This window comes from Streptomyces tatrensis, assembly GCF_049310065.1.
GTDB lineage: Bacteria > Actinomycetota > Actinomycetes > Streptomycetales > Streptomycetaceae > Streptomyces.
The window spans coordinates 4,582,501-4,599,210 of the sequence record NZ_JBMDLB010000011.1 but is presented as its reverse complement, the minus strand read 5'-3'; the positions used below and the strand labels follow the sequence as shown (position 1 = coordinate 4,599,210).

At 65.3% G+C, this 16,710-nt stretch carries 10 protein-coding genes and 3 rRNA genes (1 of these 13 only partly in view); 8 read left to right on the top strand and 5 right to left on the bottom strand.

Annotated features, from left to right (window positions below):
* Positions 1-185: 185 nt before the first annotated feature.
* Entirely contained in the window at positions 186-986 is an 801-nt protein-coding gene (locus tag ACODT5_RS36655; protein ID WP_422523363.1) for a TetR/AcrR family transcriptional regulator, read from the bottom strand.
* Between the two features lie 344 nt (positions 987-1,330).
* Here ACODT5_RS36655 and ACODT5_RS36650 point away from each other — a divergent pair, with 344 nt between their 5' ends.
* Entirely contained in the window at positions 1,331-2,722 is a 1,392-nt protein-coding gene (locus ACODT5_RS36650) for an NAD(P)/FAD-dependent oxidoreductase (RefSeq protein ID WP_422523362.1), read from the top strand.
* 147 nt (positions 2,723-2,869) lie between these two features.
* Complete coding sequence (locus ACODT5_RS36645) at positions 2,870-4,684, top strand: ATP-binding SpoIIE family protein phosphatase (RefSeq protein WP_422525146.1); 1,815 nt, start codon at positions 2,870-2,872, stop codon at positions 4,682-4,684.
* A 66-nt stretch (positions 4,685-4,750) separates the two neighbouring features.
* Here ACODT5_RS36645 and ACODT5_RS36640 read toward each other — a convergent pair whose 3' ends face one another.
* On the bottom strand, positions 4,751-6,031 hold the full coding sequence (locus ACODT5_RS36640) for an MFS transporter (RefSeq protein WP_422525145.1): 1,281 nt from the start codon (positions 6,029-6,031) through the stop codon (positions 4,751-4,753).
* A 124-nt stretch (positions 6,032-6,155) separates the two neighbouring features.
* Between ACODT5_RS36640 and ACODT5_RS36635 the strand changes: the two genes are divergently transcribed.
* The 4 genes from ACODT5_RS36635 (at position 6,156) to rrf (ending at position 12,402) form a co-directional block, all read left to right on the top strand.
* The gene (locus ACODT5_RS36635; protein WP_327253600.1) at positions 6,156-6,692 is read left to right on the top strand and encodes a MarR family winged helix-turn-helix transcriptional regulator; all 537 of its coding nucleotides are present in this window, start codon (positions 6,156-6,158) and stop codon (positions 6,690-6,692) included.
* A 586-nt stretch (positions 6,693-7,278) separates the two neighbouring features.
* Positions 7,279-8,803: ribosomal RNA gene (locus ACODT5_RS36630) — 16S ribosomal RNA — on the top strand.
* 283 nt (positions 8,804-9,086) lie between these two features.
* Positions 9,087-12,210, top strand: a 23S ribosomal RNA gene (locus tag ACODT5_RS36625).
* Positions 12,211-12,284: 74 nt separating this feature from the next.
* Positions 12,285-12,402: ribosomal RNA gene (rrf, locus tag ACODT5_RS36620) — 5S ribosomal RNA — on the top strand.
* Together the 16S, 23S and 5S rRNA genes form the textbook arrangement of a ribosomal RNA operon.
* A gap of 70 nt (positions 12,403-12,472) precedes the next feature.
* Here rrf and ACODT5_RS36615 read toward each other — a convergent pair.
* Positions 12,473-12,883, bottom strand: a complete 411-nt coding sequence (locus ACODT5_RS36615; RefSeq protein WP_422523361.1) for a GNAT family N-acetyltransferase — start codon at positions 12,881-12,883, stop codon at positions 12,473-12,475.
* Positions 12,884-13,183: 300 nt separating this feature from the next.
* Here ACODT5_RS36615 and ACODT5_RS36610 point away from each other — a divergent pair, with 300 nt between their 5' ends.
* On the top strand, positions 13,184-13,774 hold the full coding sequence (locus ACODT5_RS36610; protein ID WP_422523360.1) for a hypothetical protein: 591 nt from the start codon (positions 13,184-13,186) through the stop codon (positions 13,772-13,774).
* Here the strand turns inward: ACODT5_RS36610 and ACODT5_RS36605 are convergent.
* Complete coding sequence (locus tag ACODT5_RS36605; protein ID WP_422523359.1) at positions 13,688-14,038, bottom strand: transposase family protein; 351 nt, start codon at positions 14,036-14,038, stop codon at positions 13,688-13,690. The genes ACODT5_RS36610 and ACODT5_RS36605 overlap by 87 nt on opposite strands.
* A 1,045-nt stretch (positions 14,039-15,083) precedes the next feature.
* Here ACODT5_RS36605 and ACODT5_RS36600 point away from each other — a divergent pair.
* Positions 15,084-15,707: a hypothetical protein gene (locus tag ACODT5_RS36600; protein WP_422523358.1), complete on the top strand. Its 624-nt coding sequence runs from the start codon at positions 15,084-15,086 to the stop codon at positions 15,705-15,707.
* Positions 15,708-16,442: 735 nt separating this feature from the next.
* Here the strand turns inward: ACODT5_RS36600 and ACODT5_RS36595 are convergent.
* A protein-coding gene (locus ACODT5_RS36595) for a P-loop nucleotide/nucleoside kinase family protein (protein WP_422523357.1) crosses the window boundary here: on the bottom strand, positions 16,443-16,710 show its final stretch. Its footprint extends 287 nt past the window's final position; 268 of the gene's 555 nt are visible here — the last part of the coding sequence; its start codon lies off the right edge, out of view; it ends in the stop codon at positions 16,443-16,445.

Sequence of the window (16,710 nt, the reverse complement as noted above, 5' to 3'; positions counted from 1 at the left end):
CCCCGACGAATCGCCGTACGGACCCTCACCCGTTCGAGCGAGAGCCCCCAGGAAGGAGCCGGTTGACGCCCACCACCAGAACAAGCCCTCCGACGTGCACCGCCCTGAGCCGCCCTCCGGTCTGAGCCGACCTACACCGCCCCAGACCTACGCCTCAGCCCGCCTGCGCCTACGCCGCCCCCGCCCTACGCCGTCCGGGACCGAAGCCCTTCGAGCAGGATGTCCAGCAGCCGGGCGGAAGCCGCCGCCTGCTGAGCCGCGTCGGGCAGCGCGGGCGCGGCCGTGGCGATCACCAGCAGCACATCGGCCACCGTGACATCGGTGCGCAGCGCACCGGCCTCCCGGGCCCGGTCGACGAGGCGGCCGACGACCTCGAGCAGCTCGCCCGCGCCCGCGTCCTCCGAAGGCTCGTCGTCCAGGCCGGTCCGCGCGGCGCCGACGACCCGCAGGTCGGGCGCACCGCCGGCCGCGACGACCTGACGCTGGTGCGGAACCCGCGCGGCCTCGCCGTCCACCCCGTCGGCCCCGTCCTCACCGGGTCCGCCGACCCGCAGGACCTGCGGAGGCAGCAGCCGGCCGGCGCCCGAGGCGACGGAGGTGCGCAGGAAGCGCGACAGCGCCTGCCACGGCTCCTCCTCCTGGCCGAGAGCCGTGCGGGCCTGCTCGGTCAGCCGCGAGGTCTCCTCCTCGGCTATCCGCCGGACCAGGACGTCCTTGCTCGGGAACCGCCGGTACACGGTGCCGACGCCCACCCGCGCGCGTCGTGCGACGTCCTCCATCGGAGCCCCGTAACCGAGCTCGCCGAAGACCTCGCGGGCCGCGCGGAGTACGTGTTCGAGATTGCGCTGTGCGTCGACGCGCAGCGGCGTGGAGCGACCCACGCCGTGTGTGGTGGCGCCGCCGGCCATCAGTCGCCCATGGCTGTCGGTCGCGGAAGCAGCCGACGACAGAGCGGTGGCAGAAGCATGGAAATCGGAAATGTTCATATGTATCCCCCGGTAATCATTTGTCTCCCCCCGGAGACACTCCCCGCCTTCAGCCGAGGGGGGCCACGGTCATGAGGGCCCTGGTCCTACTCCTCGACGAGTTACGAACATAGTTGAGCCAGAGTCAATTCAGAAGAGGCAGCCCCGGACGGACCACCGCCCGATCGGAGCATTCACCCCCAATTTTCCGTTCGAAGCCCCCGGAATCACTCATTCCGTACCGCCTGACCTGCGCACCTTCCCCTCCATCCGCACCCCCCGACAACCTCGCCCCGCCGTCCTCTCCGGTCACACAATTTGTCGGGCCTGTGGACAAACTCCCGGCCACGTTGCGTCATGGGACGGTGAAGGCTGCTAACTCCCGGGGCACGGCCCCCGGTACCCCGCCCCGTACGCGGATCCTCATCGTCGGCGGCGGCTACGTAGGCATGTACACGGCGCTCCGGCTCCAGCGAAAGCTGAGAGCCGACGAGGCCGAGGTCACGGTGGTCACTCCCGAGCCGTACATGACGTATCAGCCCTTCCTCCCCGAAGCGGCCGCCGGCTCCATTTCCCCGCGCCACGTCGTGGTCCCGCTCCGCCGCGTCCTGCCGAAATGCCGCATCGTCATCGGCGAGGCCCGGCACATCGACCACGCCGCCCGGACCGCGACCGTCACCACCCTCGCCACCGACGAGGAGGGCGGCGGCCCGGTGGAGATCGAGTACGACGAACTGGTCCTCGCCCCCGGCTCCGTCTCCCGCACGCTCCCCATTCCGGGCCTCGCCGAGTACGCCATCGGATTCAAGACCGTGGAAGAGGCCATCGGCCTGCGCAACCACGTCATCGAGCAGATGGACATCGCCTCCTCCACCCGCGATCCCGCCCTGCGCGACGCCGCCCTCACCTTCGTCTTCGTCGGCGGCGGCTACGCGGGCGTCGAGGCACTCGGCGAGCTGGAGGACATGGCCCGCTACGCCGCCCGCTACTACCACAACGTCAAGCCCGAGGACATGAAGTGGGTGCTGGTCGAGGCCAGCGACCGGATCCTCCCCGAGGTCGGCCCGGAGATGGGCACGTACACGATCCGCGAACTGCGCCGCCGCGGCATCGACCTGCGCCTGGAGACCCGGCTCGAATCCTGCGAGAACCGAATCGCCGTCCTCAGCGACGGCGCCCGCTTCCCCACCCGCACCGTCGTGTGGACCGCCGGCGTCAAACCGCACCCGATCCTCGCCGCCAGCGACCTGCCCAAGACCGACCGCGGCCGCCTCGCCTGCACCTCCTTCCTCACCGTCGAAGGAGTCGAGCACGCCTGGGCCGCCGGGGACGCCGCATCCGTGCCCGACATCACCGCCCCGGAGAAGGGCGTCCCCTGCGCCCCCAACGCGCAGCACGCCGTCCGCCAGGCCAAGGTCCTCGCCGACAACCTCGTGTCCTCCCTGCGCGGCGGACTCCTCACCGAGTACGCCCACAAGTACGCGGGATCCGTGGCCTCCCTCGGACTCCACAAGGGCGTCGCCCACATCTACGGCCGCAAGCTCAAGGGCTACCCGGCCTGGCTCATGCACCGCGCCTACCACCTCAGCCGCGTCCCGACCCTGAACCGCAAGACGCGCGTGCTGGCCGAGTGGACGCTCTCCGGCCTCTTCAAGCGTGAGATCGTCTCGTTGGGATCCCTCGAACACCCCAGAGCAGAATTCGAACTCGCAGCGGGCGGAGGCCCCAAGGACCCCCCGAAGAAGAGCGAAGGCTGATGCTGTCAGTCCCCTCGGCCACACTGGACGTGTGACCATAGGTGGGCTCACACCTGCACAGAGTGACATCAGCGTGACATCCGAGTGCCACCCGATCGCCACCGAGTGACACAGCGACCACGAGCGACACCACGAGGCTTGAACGCAGTGAACTTCACGCGCTGGAGCGCCCGGTTCCCCGGAACGCAGCGTCGCGCCGCCGCCCGGTCCGAACACGCCGCCGCCCAGGCCAAACGGGGCGAGGGCTCGGTCCCGGCCGCCCGCGGCGCCGTCGGCCATTCCGCGACCGGCCCGGACGGCTGCCCCGCCGACCCCACGGTCCGCGGCACCGGTTCCGTTCCCGGCCCCGGCTGCGCCCCGGCCGCCGCCGACGGTACGGCGATCCCCGCACCCTCCCTCGACGAGCTCTCCGTACGCGACGTCCTCGACCGCCTCCCGGCCCTCGTCGCCCTCGTGCACGGCCCCGAGCACCGCGTCGCCTACGTCAACGACGCCTACACCGCCGGCTTCGGCGCCCGCGCCCCCGGCGCCCCCGCGTACCTGGCCCTCCCCGAGCTCGGTGACCTCGGCCTGCTCCCGCTCCTCGACCAGGTCCAGCGCAGCGGCAAGCCCCGTACGGCCAAGAACCGCACCGCACCCGGCGGCACCAACTCGTACACGGTCACCTGCACCCCGATCGAGTTCCCGAAGACCAAGGCCGACGCGGACGGATCCCAAGCCACCTCGGCACCCGGCTCCGAAAGCGAACCGGAAGCCCACACCGGCACCGGCGTCCTGATCCACCTCGCCGACGTCACCGACCACGCCGAGGCCGTCGAACGGCTGCGTGCCAGCGAGCGCCGCCAGCGCGAGGCCGCCGTCACGCTCCAGCGCTCCCTGCTCCCCCAGGAGCTCGAGCAGCCCGACGACCTCCGCGTCGCCGCCACCTACCAGCCCGGCGGCACCGAAGCCGCCGTCGGCGGCGACTGGTACGACGTCATCACCCTCGGCGCCGGCCGCACGGCCCTCGTCATCGGCGACGTCATGGGCCGGGGCGTCCGCGCCGCCGCCGTCATGGGCCAGCTCCGCACCGCCGTCCGTGCGTACGCCCGCCTCGACCTGCCCCCGCACGAGGTCCTCCAGCTCCTCGACGGCCTGGCGGCCGAGATCGACGCCAGCCAGATCGCCACCTGCGTCTACGCCGTCCACGACCCCAACGAGGGCCTCCTCGCGTACGCCTCCGCCGGCCACCTCCCGATCCTCGTCCGCGACGAGGACGGCACCGTCCGCCGCGCCGCCGACCCCACCGGCCCGCCGCTCGGCACCGGCGGCTGGCTGCACACCTCGGGCACCATCGCGCTGGGCCCCGGCTCCACCGCCGTCCTCTATACGGACGGCCTGGTCGAGCGACGCGGCGAGGACATCGACGAAGGCGTCGCCGCCCTGGAGCGCGCCCTCTCCGGCGCCCAGGGCACCCCCGCCGTCATCTGCGACCGCCTGATGCGCGCCCTCGGGGTCGACGCCGACCACGACGACGACGTCGCCGTGATGGTCCTCCAGCAGCCCGCCCGCACGGGCGCCGACGCCGAGCTCTTCCACAACGCCGCCCTGGAACTCCTCGGCGGCATCGAGGCCGCCCCCCGCGCCCGCGCCTTCGCCCAGGGCGTCCTGGCCTCCTGGCGCTTCCCGGTGGAGCTGTGCGACCTCGGAGTCCTCGCGGCCAGCGAACTCGTCGCGAACTCCCTCCAGCACGGCACCCCGCCCATGCGCCTGCGCCTGCGCCGCACCGACCGCCGGCTGATCATCGAAGTCACCGACGGGGACGACCACCTCCCGCGCCGCCGCCGCGCCGAACCGGCCGACGAGACCGGCCGCGGCATCTCCATCGTCGCCACCATCGCCTCGGCCTGGGGATCCCGCCGCACCCCCGGCGGCGGCAAGGCCGTCTGGTGCGAGTTCGCCCTCCCGGACAAGACCCCGTAGCCACACACGAAAACGAAGGAGGCCCCGGTCCAAAGGACCGGGGCCTCCTCTCCTACCTCTACTTCCCTACGCGTGCACGGGCTCGGGCGCGGCGTCCTTCACCCGCTTCACCACGACGGTGCTCCCGGCCAGCGACGGGTTGTCCTGCACCGGCGTCAGCTGCTTGCCGAGCCGCAGCGCCAGCACGGCGATGCCGAGCGAGACCACGACGAAGATCCCGATGTAGAGCATCGGCACACCCGCGGCCAGCGGCACACCGAGCGGCCCGAGCGCCAGAGCCAGCTGCTTGACCAGCGCGAAGGCCGAGTTGTACTGGCCCACGGAACCCTCCGGCGCCAGGTCGGCCACCAGCGGCGCCAGCGTCGGCGACAGCATGGCCTCGCCGATGCCGAAGAGGGCGTACGTGGTCACGAACGCGGCGGCGGCCATGACCGCGCTGCCGTGTCCCAGCCCGGAGAACGCGGCGATGATCCACGCAACGGTCCAGAGCAGACCGACGAGCGCGATCACCCGGGACCGGCGGTGGTTCTCCACCAGCCGCAGCACGACGAACTGCGCGAGCACGATCGCACCGGTGTTGGCGGCGAGCGCGAAACCGAGCGTGGACGGGGAGATCCCGGCGGCCTCGGTACCGAAGGCGGCGAGACCCGACTCGAACTGTCCGTAACAGGCGAAGAACAGAACGAACCCGAGAATGCAGAACTGCACCATCGCCTTGTGCTGCATCAGCCGCTTCCAGCCGCCGCCCGCCTGGGCCGCGTCCTTGGCCAGCGCCGTGCTGATGGCCGGCACCTGCGGCATCCGCACGGTGGCGATGACCCCGGCCAGCACCAGGAACATCACGGCCTCGATGCTGAAGAGCAGGGTGAAGCTGCCGGGACGGCTCTCGTCGACGATGAGCCCGCCGATCAGACCGCCGATGCCCAGACCCAGGTTCTGCATGAAGAACTGCAGGGCGAAGGCACGGGTCCGGGTGGACGGGGTGGAGCACCGCACGATCATCGTGGCCAGCGCGGGCTGCATGACGGCCTGGCCGGCGCCCAGCGCGAGCGCGGAGAGCAGGATCGCGACCACACCGGTGGAGAGCCCGAGCGACAGCGCGCCGAACGAGGCGACGACGGCCGCACCGATGACGACGGGGACCGGACCGCGCCGGTCGATCACCCGTCCGGTGAAGGGCAGCGCGAGAAGCGCACCGAGGGCGAACGCCATGAACGTTCCCGTCGCCCACATGGGATCCAGCTCTCGCACCTTCGCCGCGTAGACGTAGAGGAACGGAACCGTGAAGCCGATACCGAACGCGGTCAACGCGTTCCCGGCCTGGATCCTCCGCATCGCAGCGCCCATCACCCTGGTCACTTCTCACCACCTTGATTGCTGAAGCTTGAAGACTTCATACCTAAAGTTCGATCCTTAACACTACACACCGAAGGAGTTAGATGCCAACGGCCCCCGTGCCATACTTCGATCCATGGGTGACACCCCCGACGGCACTGCGCCCGTCCACGAGCCGAGCCTCGACGAACAGATCGCCGTCTATCAGCGCGAGTTCCAGGACCTCGACCCCCAGGTCGAGAAGGTCGTCTCGGCCCTCAGCCGCCTGAACCGCCGCATGAACGTCGCCTACGGCCGCCAGACGGCGGCCCTGGGCATCAGCAACGCGGAGTGGGAGGTCCTCAAGGCCCTCGTCCTCTCCGGAGCCCCGTACCGGATGGGTCCGAGCGAGCTCGCGAAGCAGCTGGGGCTCACGCCGGCGGCGATGACCCACCGGATCGACCGCATGACGGCGGAAGCACTGGTGACGCGCGAGCGGGACGAGAACAACCGCGTCCGCGTGATCGTGGAGCTCACCGCGGAAGGCCGCAGCAAGTGGCTGGACGCGATGCGCGCGGCGACGGTCTTCGAGGAGGACCTCCTCCAGGACCTCTCCACGGCGGAGCGGGGCGTACTGGGCGACATGCTCACCCGCCTCCTGGACCGCGTTGAGGACCTCCAGTCCCCGCACTGACCGCCTAGTCACCCGGCCCTGACCGGCCGGGTTGACACCGGCCCCGTGGATCCGTAAGATTCTTCGAGTTGTCCCTGAGCCGAAAGGTTTCGGAGACAGCGAATCCCGCCGCCTCGTTGCGGCACCCAACTCAGCAAGATCTCCCACTGGGAACGCATTCGGCATGCCCGAATTCATTCCTGAAGGTCGATTATGAATCGCCCGGGAAATCCACTAGAGTTCGGGAGTCGGAAGGGCCCAACAGCCCGGAAGACAAACCCCGCTGACTGGGAGTCAGGCCCGAAAGAGTCTGATAGAGTCGGAAACGCAAGAACAGAACGAAAGCCCGGAGGAAAGCCCGAGAGGGTGAGTACAAAGGAAGCGTCCGTTCCTTGAGAACTCAACAGCGTGCCAAAAATCAACGCCAAAAAGTTGATACCCCGTCCATTTCGGTGGATGAGGTTCCTTTGAAAAAGACCTGTGAGGTCACTGGCTTCGGCCACGACACTTGCAGGCAATTACACAGCGAGGATGCAGTGGACGGTCGGTCTTATTCCGACATGACTGTCCCGCTCTAAGTGCGTGTGCACCGGATTACCGGTAAACATTCATGGAGAGTTTGATCCTGGCTCAGGACGAACGCTGGCGGCGTGCTTAACACATGCAAGTCGAACGATGAAGCCCTTCGGGGTGGATTAGTGGCGAACGGGTGAGTAACACGTGGGCAATCTGCCCTTCACTCTGGGACAAGCCCTGGAAACGGGGTCTAATACCGGATAACACTCCTGCCTGCATGGGCGGGGGTTAAAAGCTCCGGCGGTGAAGGATGAGCCCGCGGCCTATCAGCTTGTTGGTGGGGTAATGGCCCACCAAGGCGACGACGGGTAGCCGGCCTGAGAGGGCGACCGGCCACACTGGGACTGAGACACGGCCCAGACTCCTACGGGAGGCAGCAGTGGGGAATATTGCACAATGGGCGAAAGCCTGATGCAGCGACGCCGCGTGAGGGATGACGGCCTTCGGGTTGTAAACCTCTTTCAGCAGGGAAGAAGCGAAAGTGACGGTACCTGCAGAAGAAGCGCCGGCTAACTACGTGCCAGCAGCCGCGGTAATACGTAGGGCGCAAGCGTTGTCCGGAATTATTGGGCGTAAAGAGCTCGTAGGCGGCTTGTCACGTCGGATGTGAAAGCCCGAGGCTTAACCTCGGGTCTGCATTCGATACGGGCTAGCTAGAGTGTGGTAGGGGAGATCGGAATTCCTGGTGTAGCGGTGAAATGCGCAGATATCAGGAGGAACACCGGTGGCGAAGGCGGATCTCTGGGCCATTACTGACGCTGAGGAGCGAAAGCGTGGGGAGCGAACAGGATTAGATACCCTGGTAGTCCACGCCGTAAACGTTGGGAACTAGGTGTTGGCGACATTCCACGTCGTCGGTGCCGCAGCTAACGCATTAAGTTCCCCGCCTGGGGAGTACGGCCGCAAGGCTAAAACTCAAAGGAATTGACGGGGGCCCGCACAAGCAGCGGAGCATGTGGCTTAATTCGACGCAACGCGAAGAACCTTACCAAGGCTTGACATATACCGGAAAGCATTAGAGATAGTGCCCCCCTTGTGGTCGGTATACAGGTGGTGCATGGCTGTCGTCAGCTCGTGTCGTGAGATGTTGGGTTAAGTCCCGCAACGAGCGCAACCCTTGTCCTGTGTTGCCAGCATGCCCTTCGGGGTGATGGGGACTCACAGGAGACCGCCGGGGTCAACTCGGAGGAAGGTGGGGACGACGTCAAGTCATCATGCCCCTTATGTCTTGGGCTGCACACGTGCTACAATGGCCGGTACAATGAGCTGCGATACCGTGAGGTGGAGCGAATCTCAAAAAGCCGGTCTCAGTTCGGATTGGGGTCTGCAACTCGACCCCATGAAGTCGGAGTTGCTAGTAATCGCAGATCAGCATTGCTGCGGTGAATACGTTCCCGGGCCTTGTACACACCGCCCGTCACGTCACGAAAGTCGGTAACACCCGAAGCCGGTGGCCCAACCCGTAAGGGAGGGAGCTGTCGAAGGTGGGACTGGCGATTGGGACGAAGTCGTAACAAGGTAGCCGTACCGGAAGGTGCGGCTGGATCACCTCCTTTCTAAGGAGCACAGTACCGATTGCAGACAAACGTTCTGCACGGTCAGCTCAGGGTGGAACGTTGATTAGTTGGCACGGTTTCCAAAACCTTCTGTAAGTACTGCTTCGGCGTGGAAAACAGTTTGAGTGGCGGGGATCGTGCTTGGCACGTTGTTGGGTATCTGAGGGTACGGCCGAAAGGCTTTATCTTCGTGATGCCGGCCCCAGTGAACTTCGTCTGCGGATGAGGGTGATGGGTGACTGGTCGTTGCTTGAGAACTACACAGTGGACGCGAGCATCTGTAGGCCAAGTTTTTAAGGGCGCACGGTGGATGCCTTGGCACCAGGAACCGATGAAGGACGTGAGAGGCCGCGATAGGCCCCGGGGAGCTGCCAACTGAGCTTTGATCCGGGGGTGTCCGAATGGGGAAACCCGGCAGTCGTCATGGGCTGTCACCCACTGCTGAACACATAGGCAGTGTGGAGGGAACGCGGGGAAGTGAAACATCTCAGTACCCGCAGGAAGAGAAAACAACCGTGATTCCGGGAGTAGTGGCGAGCGAAACCGGATGAGGCCAAACCGTATGCGTGTGATACCCGGCAGGGGTTGCGCATGCGGGGTTGTGGGAATTCTTTTGATCGGTCTGCCGGCCGGTCGGCGAGTCAGAAACCGTTGATGTAGTCGAAGGACATGCGAAAGGTCCGGCGTAGAGGGTAAGACCCCCGTAGACGAAACATCAGCGGCTTGCTTAAGAATCTCCCAAGTAGCACGGGGCCCGAGAAATCCCGTGTGAATCTGGCGGGACCACCCGCTAAGCCTAAATATTCCCTGGTGACCGATAGCGGATAGTACCGTGAGGGAATGGTGAAAAGTACCGCGGGAGCGGAGTGAAATAGTACCTGAAACCGTGTGCCTACAAGCCGTGGGAGCGTCGCCGTTATTCTTCGGAATAACGGTCGTGACTGCGTGCCTTTTGAAGAATGAGCCTGCGAGTTAGCGGTGTGTAGCGAGGTTAACCCGTGTGGGGAAGCCGTAGCGAAAGCGAGTCCGAATAGGGCGATTGAGTTGCACGCTCTAGACCCGAAGCGGAGTGATCTAGCCATGGGCAGGTTGAAGCGGAGGTAAGACTTCGTGGAGGACCGAACCCACCAGGGTTGAAAACCTGGGGGATGACCTGTGGTTAGGGGTGAAAGGCCAATCAAACTCCGTGATAGCTGGTTCTCCCCGAAATGCATTTAGGTGCAGCGTCACGTGTTTCTTGCCGGAGGTAGAGCACTGGATAGGCGATGGGCCCTACCGGGTTACTGACCTTAGCCAAACTCCGAATGCCGGTAAGTGAGAGCGTGGCAGTGAGACTGTGGGGGATAAGCTCCATGGTCGAGAGGGAAACAGCCCAGAGCATCGACTAAGGCCCCTAAGCGTACGCTAAGTGGGAAAGGATGTGGAGTCGCAGAGACAACCAGGAGGTTGGCTTAGAAGCAGCCACCCTTGAAAGAGTGCGTAATAGCTCACTGGTCAAGTGATTCCGCGCCGACAATGTAGCGGGGCTCAAGCGTACCGCCGAAGTCGTGTCATTGCAGCAATAGGGCCAACGCCCGCTGTGATGGGTAGGGGAGCGTCGTGTGCCGGGTGAAGCAGCAGCGGAAGCTAGTTGTGGACGGTTCACGAGTGAGAATGCAGGCATGAGTAGCGATACACACGTGAGAAACGTGTGCGCCGATTGACTAAGGGTTCCTGGGTCAAGCTGATCTGCCCAGGGTAAGTCGGGACCTAAGGCGAGGCCGACAGGCGTAGTCGATGGACAACCGGTTGATATTCCGGTACCCGCTTTGAAACGCCCAATATCGAATCAGGCGATGCTAAGCCCGTGAAGCCGTTCCGGACCCTTCGGGGAAAGGAAAGTGGTGGAGCCGGTGACCCAGACTTGTAGTAGGTAAGCGATGGGGTGACGCAGGAAGGTAGTCCAGCCCGGGCGGTGGTAGTCCCGGGGTAAGGGTGTAGGCCGAGGGGTAGGCAAATCCGTCCCTCATATAAGGCTGAGACCTGATGCCGAGCCGATTGTGGTGAAGTGGATGATCCTATGCTGTCGAGAAAAGCCTCTAGCGAGTTTCATGGCGGCCCGTACCCTAAACCGACTCAGGTGGTCAGGTAGAGAATACCGAGGCGTTCGGGTGAACTATGGTTAAGGAACTCGGCAAAATGCCCCCGTAACTTCGGGAGAAGGGGGGCCATCACTGGTGATCGGATTTACTCCGTGAGCTGGGGGTGGCCGCAGAGACCAGCGAGAAGCGACTGTTTACTAAAAACACAGGTCCGTGCGAAGCCGTAAGGCGATGTATACGGACTGACGCCTGCCCGGTGCTGGAACGTTAAGGGGACCGGTTAGTCACATTTCGGTGTGGCGAAGCTGAGAACTTAAGCGCCAGTAAACGGCGGTGGTAACTATAACCATCCTAAGGTAGCGAAATTCCTTGTCGGGTAAGTTCCGACCTGCACGAATGGCGTAACGACTTCTCGACTGTCTCAACCATAGGCCCGGTGAAATTGCACTACGAGTAAAGATGCTCGTTTCGCGCAGCAGGACGGAAAGACCCCGGGACCTTTACTATAGTTTGATATTGGTGTTCGGTTCGGCTTGTGTAGGATAGGTGGGAGACTTTGAAGCGGCCACGCCAGTGGTTGTGGAGTCGTCGTTGAAATACCACTCTGGTCGTGCTGGATGTCTAACCTCGGTCCGTGATCCGGATCAGGGACAGTGTCTGATGGGTAGTTTAACTGGGGCGGTTGCCTCCCAAAAAGTAACGGAGGCGCCCAAAGGTTCCCTCAGCCTGGTTGGCAATCAGGTGTTGAGTGTAAGTGCACAAGGGAGCTTGACTGTGAGACCGACGGGTCGAGCAGGGACGAAAGTCGGGACTAGTGATCCGGCGGTGGCTTGTGGAAGCGCCGTCGCTCAACGGATAAAAGGTACCCCGGGGATAACAGGCTGATCTTCCCCAAGAGTCCATATCGACGGGATGGTTTGGCACCTCGATGTCGGCTCGTCGCATCCTGGGGCTGGAGTCGGTCCCAAGGGTTGGGCTGTTCGCCCATTAAAGCGGTACGCGAGCTGGGTTTAGAACGTCGTGAGACAGTTCGGTCCCTATCCGCTGTGCGCGTAGGAATATTGAGAAGGGCTGTCCCTAGTACGAGAGGACCGGGACGGACGAACCTCTGGTGTGCCAGTTGTCCTGCCAAGGGCATGGCTGGTTGGCTACGTTCGGGAGGGATAACCGCTGAAAGCATCTAAGCGGGAAGCCTGCTTCAAGATGAGTATTCCCACCTCCTTGAGAGGGTAAGGCTCCCAGTAGACGACTGGGTTGATAGGCCAGATGTGGAAGCCCGGTAACGGGTGGAGCTGACTGGTACTAATAGGCCGAGGGCTTGTCCTCAGTTGCTCGCGTCCACTGTGTTAGTTCTGAAGTAACGAACTGTGTCATATCCGGTTTGGTTAACTTCATAGTGTTTCGGTGGTCATAGCGTTAGGGAAACGCCCGGTTTACATTCCGAACCCGGAAGCTAAGCCTTTCAGCGCCGATGGTACTGCAGGGGGGACCCTGTGGGAGAGTAGGACGCCGCCGAACAATCATTGTAGAGAGCCCCGTACCGGGTAACCGGTACGGGGCTTTTCTGCGTTTACGGACCTTTCCGGATTCAGCTTTCCCAGGGCTGCCAGACGTAGCGGACATCCGGCTCCTGCTCCTCATTGCGCAGCCCGTCGGTCCGGTCGACCGCGATGAAGCCGTTCCGCTCGTAGAAGCGTTGAGCCGGCCCGTTGATCTGGAACGTCCACAGCCCCAGTCCCTCCGGCCGCTGCTGCTTGGCGAGCGCCAGGAGCCGGTCACCCAGGCCTTGTCCCCGCCACGACGGATCCAGGTAGAGCTGATCCAGTTCCTGGCCGTCGAGTACGAGGAGCCCCACCACGGAGCCGTCGGCAGCTGCGATCCAGGTCTCGTACCGCGGCACGACCACCGACGAGAACCAATCCCGTACCTCCTCGTCGCCATGCGCAAGACGCACGGTCGGCAGGGCGGTCTTGAAAGAGCGCAGCCAGGTGTCGGCCATGCCGGCCGCATCAGAGTCCGTCGCACGCCGAATCACAAGCTCAGCACTGTTCACAGCCCGGGACTATCGCAGAGGAGCAACCCTGCCGCATCCGGATTTGAGCTCACTGCCCACAACCGCAGGGCTGCGAACTGGGATAGAGAGAAGGCGCGTTGGGCTCCTCACCCGCCCCGCGGCAGGGACGTCCAAGTCCTCACTGATCCGTTCGGCCAACGACTGCGGGCTTCACCGGCGTTGTAAAGGCCGCCGTGGTCCTTCACTGGGCCTCAACCTGAGGGCAGAGAGGGTAGAAGGGACTCCATGAACTTCGACATCTTCGTGTGGCGGTTCGAGAACGGCGTGCCGGCGACGCTGGACATGAGCGCCGCGCACGAGGTCCTCGACCCCCATGCGGTGGTGTGGGACCCCGAGACGGACTTCCTGCTGGTGAGTACGGCGGAGGGGGAGGAGGCGAGCGTGTACTTCAGCAACCCGACCGGCATCACCTTCAACCGCTTCGGAGGCGACGGAATCATGGACCTCCTGGCCGTCCTGCTGCAACGGCTGGATGCCGTGCTCGTCGTCCCGGGCGGGGTGACCGTGCTCCAGCGGAACGAGGACCGCGAGCTCCTGCCCGCCTCCCTCAGCGACGAGTGGCCCGTACCGGAGCGGAGATCGCCCGGGCGATCCGGGCTGCTTGAACGAACGGGCCTTAGCCTCCACGCGGCAGCGGTCGCCGGCCAGTACGGCTCCGGGGTTGGCGCCCGGCCCGGCTGCTCGCCGCTACACAGGACAACAGGCTGGCGACGGCATGGATCCTGTCACTCAGGTGCTCGCGTCGACCGTGTGACGAGCGAGTGCCTGCCAGTTCTTGAGGTGCGCAATGCCGCGCTCGACCCGGACCCTGCGTGAAGAGTGCGCCTTGCGCCGGAGCTCGTAGATCTCCTCGTACCACTCCGGTGGGATCTTCTTGAACTTACGGTGCGGTGTCGCCACGCGGCCGCCGGCCCGGGAGCCCAGGCCGTGGTAGCGGGCGTCGGCGAGGATCTCCACGGCCGGGCCGTTGGTCAGGTGCTTGACCAGGCCCAACTGCCGGGCGTGGGTAACGTCGGCGCAACTGGCCGGCTGGGCTGGACTGCAGAACAGCAGCCTGCCGCTGGCGTCGGTGAGGACCATTGACGAGGCTCTTCGAATTTGGCTGGTTCGGCTGTGGCCCCTGGTCGAGGGCGCGGGCCATCCAGCCGGTGAGGTCGTGACCTCGACGTTCGCGGGCGATGACACTGAACTCCTGAGCGAGGCCGCGGGCGGTGGCAAGGTCTGGACAGGCGTCCAGGTCCAGGATGCGGTCGAGCTTTTCGCGCTGGTTGTCTGTCAGGCTGTCAGGGCGACGCATGATCCAGGTCGTGATGCGGCGGGGGCTGGGTATCGGCTGCGGAGGTTCGTGGATGGCCGTGCCGGTCCGGAGTGTCACGATGTACTTGGTGACGACGACGCGACTGCCGGGGTAGCCGCGTTCGCGAATCTCACGGAAGAGGCCCGCGGCGTTGGTCGAGCCGCTGCGGAAGCGTTGCTGCAGGTAGGGCTTGAAGCCGTTGATGTGGCCGTCGGGCGCCGCGCGAGCGGCGGCCTGGCTGAATGTGCTGCACCGGTCCCGGCAGATCACCTTGATGCCGGGGTGCGCGGCGAGCTACGCGGCCACCGTGTCGGCGGTGCGGTCGGGCAACAGGTCGACCGGCCGTCATGTTTCGATGTCGATCAGCACGGTGCCGTAGGTGGCGCCCCTGCGGAACGCGAATTCGTCGATGCCGAGGACCGTGACCTGGCCGGTCGGCGGGTCCGGGAGCCGCCGCACTTCCCGCACGATCACGTCCCGGCTCGCCCGGACCGGCAAGTACTCGGCGAGTCGGGACCCAGTCCGTCCACCGACAGCCAGCCCGATCGCCTGCTCTCGCCTGGTGTCGCCTGGTGTCGTTCATGCCATAACGGTCATATCGAGGCGACGAGTTCTGCAATCACAATCGGCCGAGAGCCCTGTGATCCTCCGGTCCCTGATGATCGCTCCACGAGTCCCGTTCCCCACCACACGAACACGATCAGGGATCAAGCCCCGGCGCCGCACCGCCAACCGAGCACGAGCTCGTACGAGCTGTCCCGTAGCCGGGCAGCGACTCCAAGTCGATCCCGGATCGGGCGTGTCAGTGGCTGGTGACAGGATCCAGGGGTGCTGATCCAGGGATACGACGACGGCCTGCTGGTCGCGGGCGAGTCACTGCTGGCCCGCCCGGGCTTCTGGTCGAACTACCTCATGGCGATGTGCGGCGATGGGCTGAGTGCTGAGCCTCCTGTTCCGGAGTGGTTCGGCGATGACGGAGCCGATGCGGATGCCTTGTCGGAGGTTCTCTTCGATCCCGAATGCTGGCCGGTGTTCCGGGTGCCGGCTGAAGACGGTCCCGGAGCTGTGGTGGTCTTCCGCAACCTGATCGGCGAATACGGCATCGACTACCTCCTCACCCATCCAGGCCGGAGGGACGCCCAGCAGATCGCCAACTGGGAAGGAGAGCTTTCCGGGATCGGGCTGACGTGGCATGAACTGGTCCGCCTCGCCGACAGCCCATCCCCTGCGGTCGAAGGTGTCGAGGACACGGCCGCCCGCCTTCTGCTGGTCCTTCCCCTCCTTACCGACTCGGACGTGCCCGAGTCAGCGTCGGCAAGGCTCAGCGGCGCCCTGACTTCGGCTGGAGCGCCGCAAGACACCGTCTTCAGTACGGCGGAGCGTCTGCTTACCCACCTGACGAGAAGATCGCGCCACGATCCCACCTGGGGATCACCGTTGAGCGGCAGCTGAAGGGCTGCTCAAAGCTGCTAGGCCTCGAGGGTGCGGACGGTGTCTGCGAGGGCCGGCCGTGGAGCCTTCCGCCAGAGGTCAGAGCGCTGCTGGTCGCGGCGTACTGGCGGACGAAGGGCGAGTCCGCGGAGACGGCCGCCAGGGTGGTCGCTTCGTTGCTGGAGTGGCGCGACTGACTGGGGGAGCTGGCCGGGCGGCTAGCCGCCTGGTGACGGTGGTCGTGGACCGCGCGGGTGCCGAATGCGGCTGGTACGGGTGGATCCCTTCGTCCACGGGCATGGGGCCGGAGCCCACGAAAGACGCGGTCTTCGCCGCGATCGGTGGACGGTTCAAGAGCTGGGCGGCACCGCTGCGGACCTTGGTCGATGCTGTGGGAGAGGACTTCTCCGTAGGACTGACCGGGGAGCAGTCGTACCGTGATCGCTGGCGCCTTGGCTGTCTGGTGCGAGGTCAGGGCGCAGATCGGTTGGGCTTCCGTGGTCGGCGGGACGCCGGCCCCGCTAGAGGCGGCCGTGGACGGCCTCGGTGTGTGGTGCGGTGAGAGGGACAGCTCCTTGAATCCGGCTCGAGGCGAGTTCTTGTGATGCCTTTGCCAAGGGTGGGCGGGAACGCTGCGCACTGACGAGTTACGCGGACGGCGCCGCCGGTGCACAAGACCACCTGGCCGTCCTGGTCGCCGTCCTCATCCGTTTTACCCGTCGACGGGTAAAAGCAGAGCCCGCTACTACTGGGAGCTCAAGCGCCCGGCTCGGTGAGTGGGGTGGGGGAGAGCAGTACGCGGATCTCCCCGGCGAGGGCGCTGATGTCGACCTGGCGGCTGGTGTCGACGGTCCGGACGGGGCCGCCCAGACCGAGTGGGCCGGGGTGGGATGCCCAGGCAGACACGCGGTCGTGGAGCTGTGCGGGGGTGAGGTCCTGGTCGAGGTGGCCTGGGTGGCGCTTGCGCGTACGGAAGCGTTCGGCGACGAGAGTGGTGTGGCAGTCGCAGAACACCTCGACCAGG

Bases quoted from the DNA above. Each gene is read 5' to 3' on its own strand.
- ACODT5_RS36655 (WP_422523363.1), bottom strand. From the start codon at position 986: ATGAACATTTCCGATTTCCATGCTTCTGCCACCGCTCTGTCGTCGGCT.
- ACODT5_RS36640 (WP_422525145.1), bottom strand. From the start codon at position 6,031: ATGGGCGCTGCGATGCGGAGGATCCAGGCCGGGAACGCGTTGACCGCG.
- ACODT5_RS36635 (WP_327253600.1), top strand. From the start codon at position 6,156: ATGGGTGACACCCCCGACGGCACTGCGCCCGTCCACGAGCCGAGCCTC.
- ACODT5_RS36615 (WP_422523361.1), bottom strand. From the start codon at position 12,883: ATGGCCGACACCTGGCTGCGCTCTTTCAAGACCGCCCTGCCGACCGTG.
- ACODT5_RS36610 (WP_422523360.1), top strand. From the start codon at position 13,184: ATGAACTTCGACATCTTCGTGTGGCGGTTCGAGAACGGCGTGCCGGCG.
- ACODT5_RS36605 (WP_422523359.1), bottom strand. From the start codon at position 14,038: ATGGTCCTCACCGACGCCAGCGGCAGGCTGCTGTTCTGCAGTCCAGCC.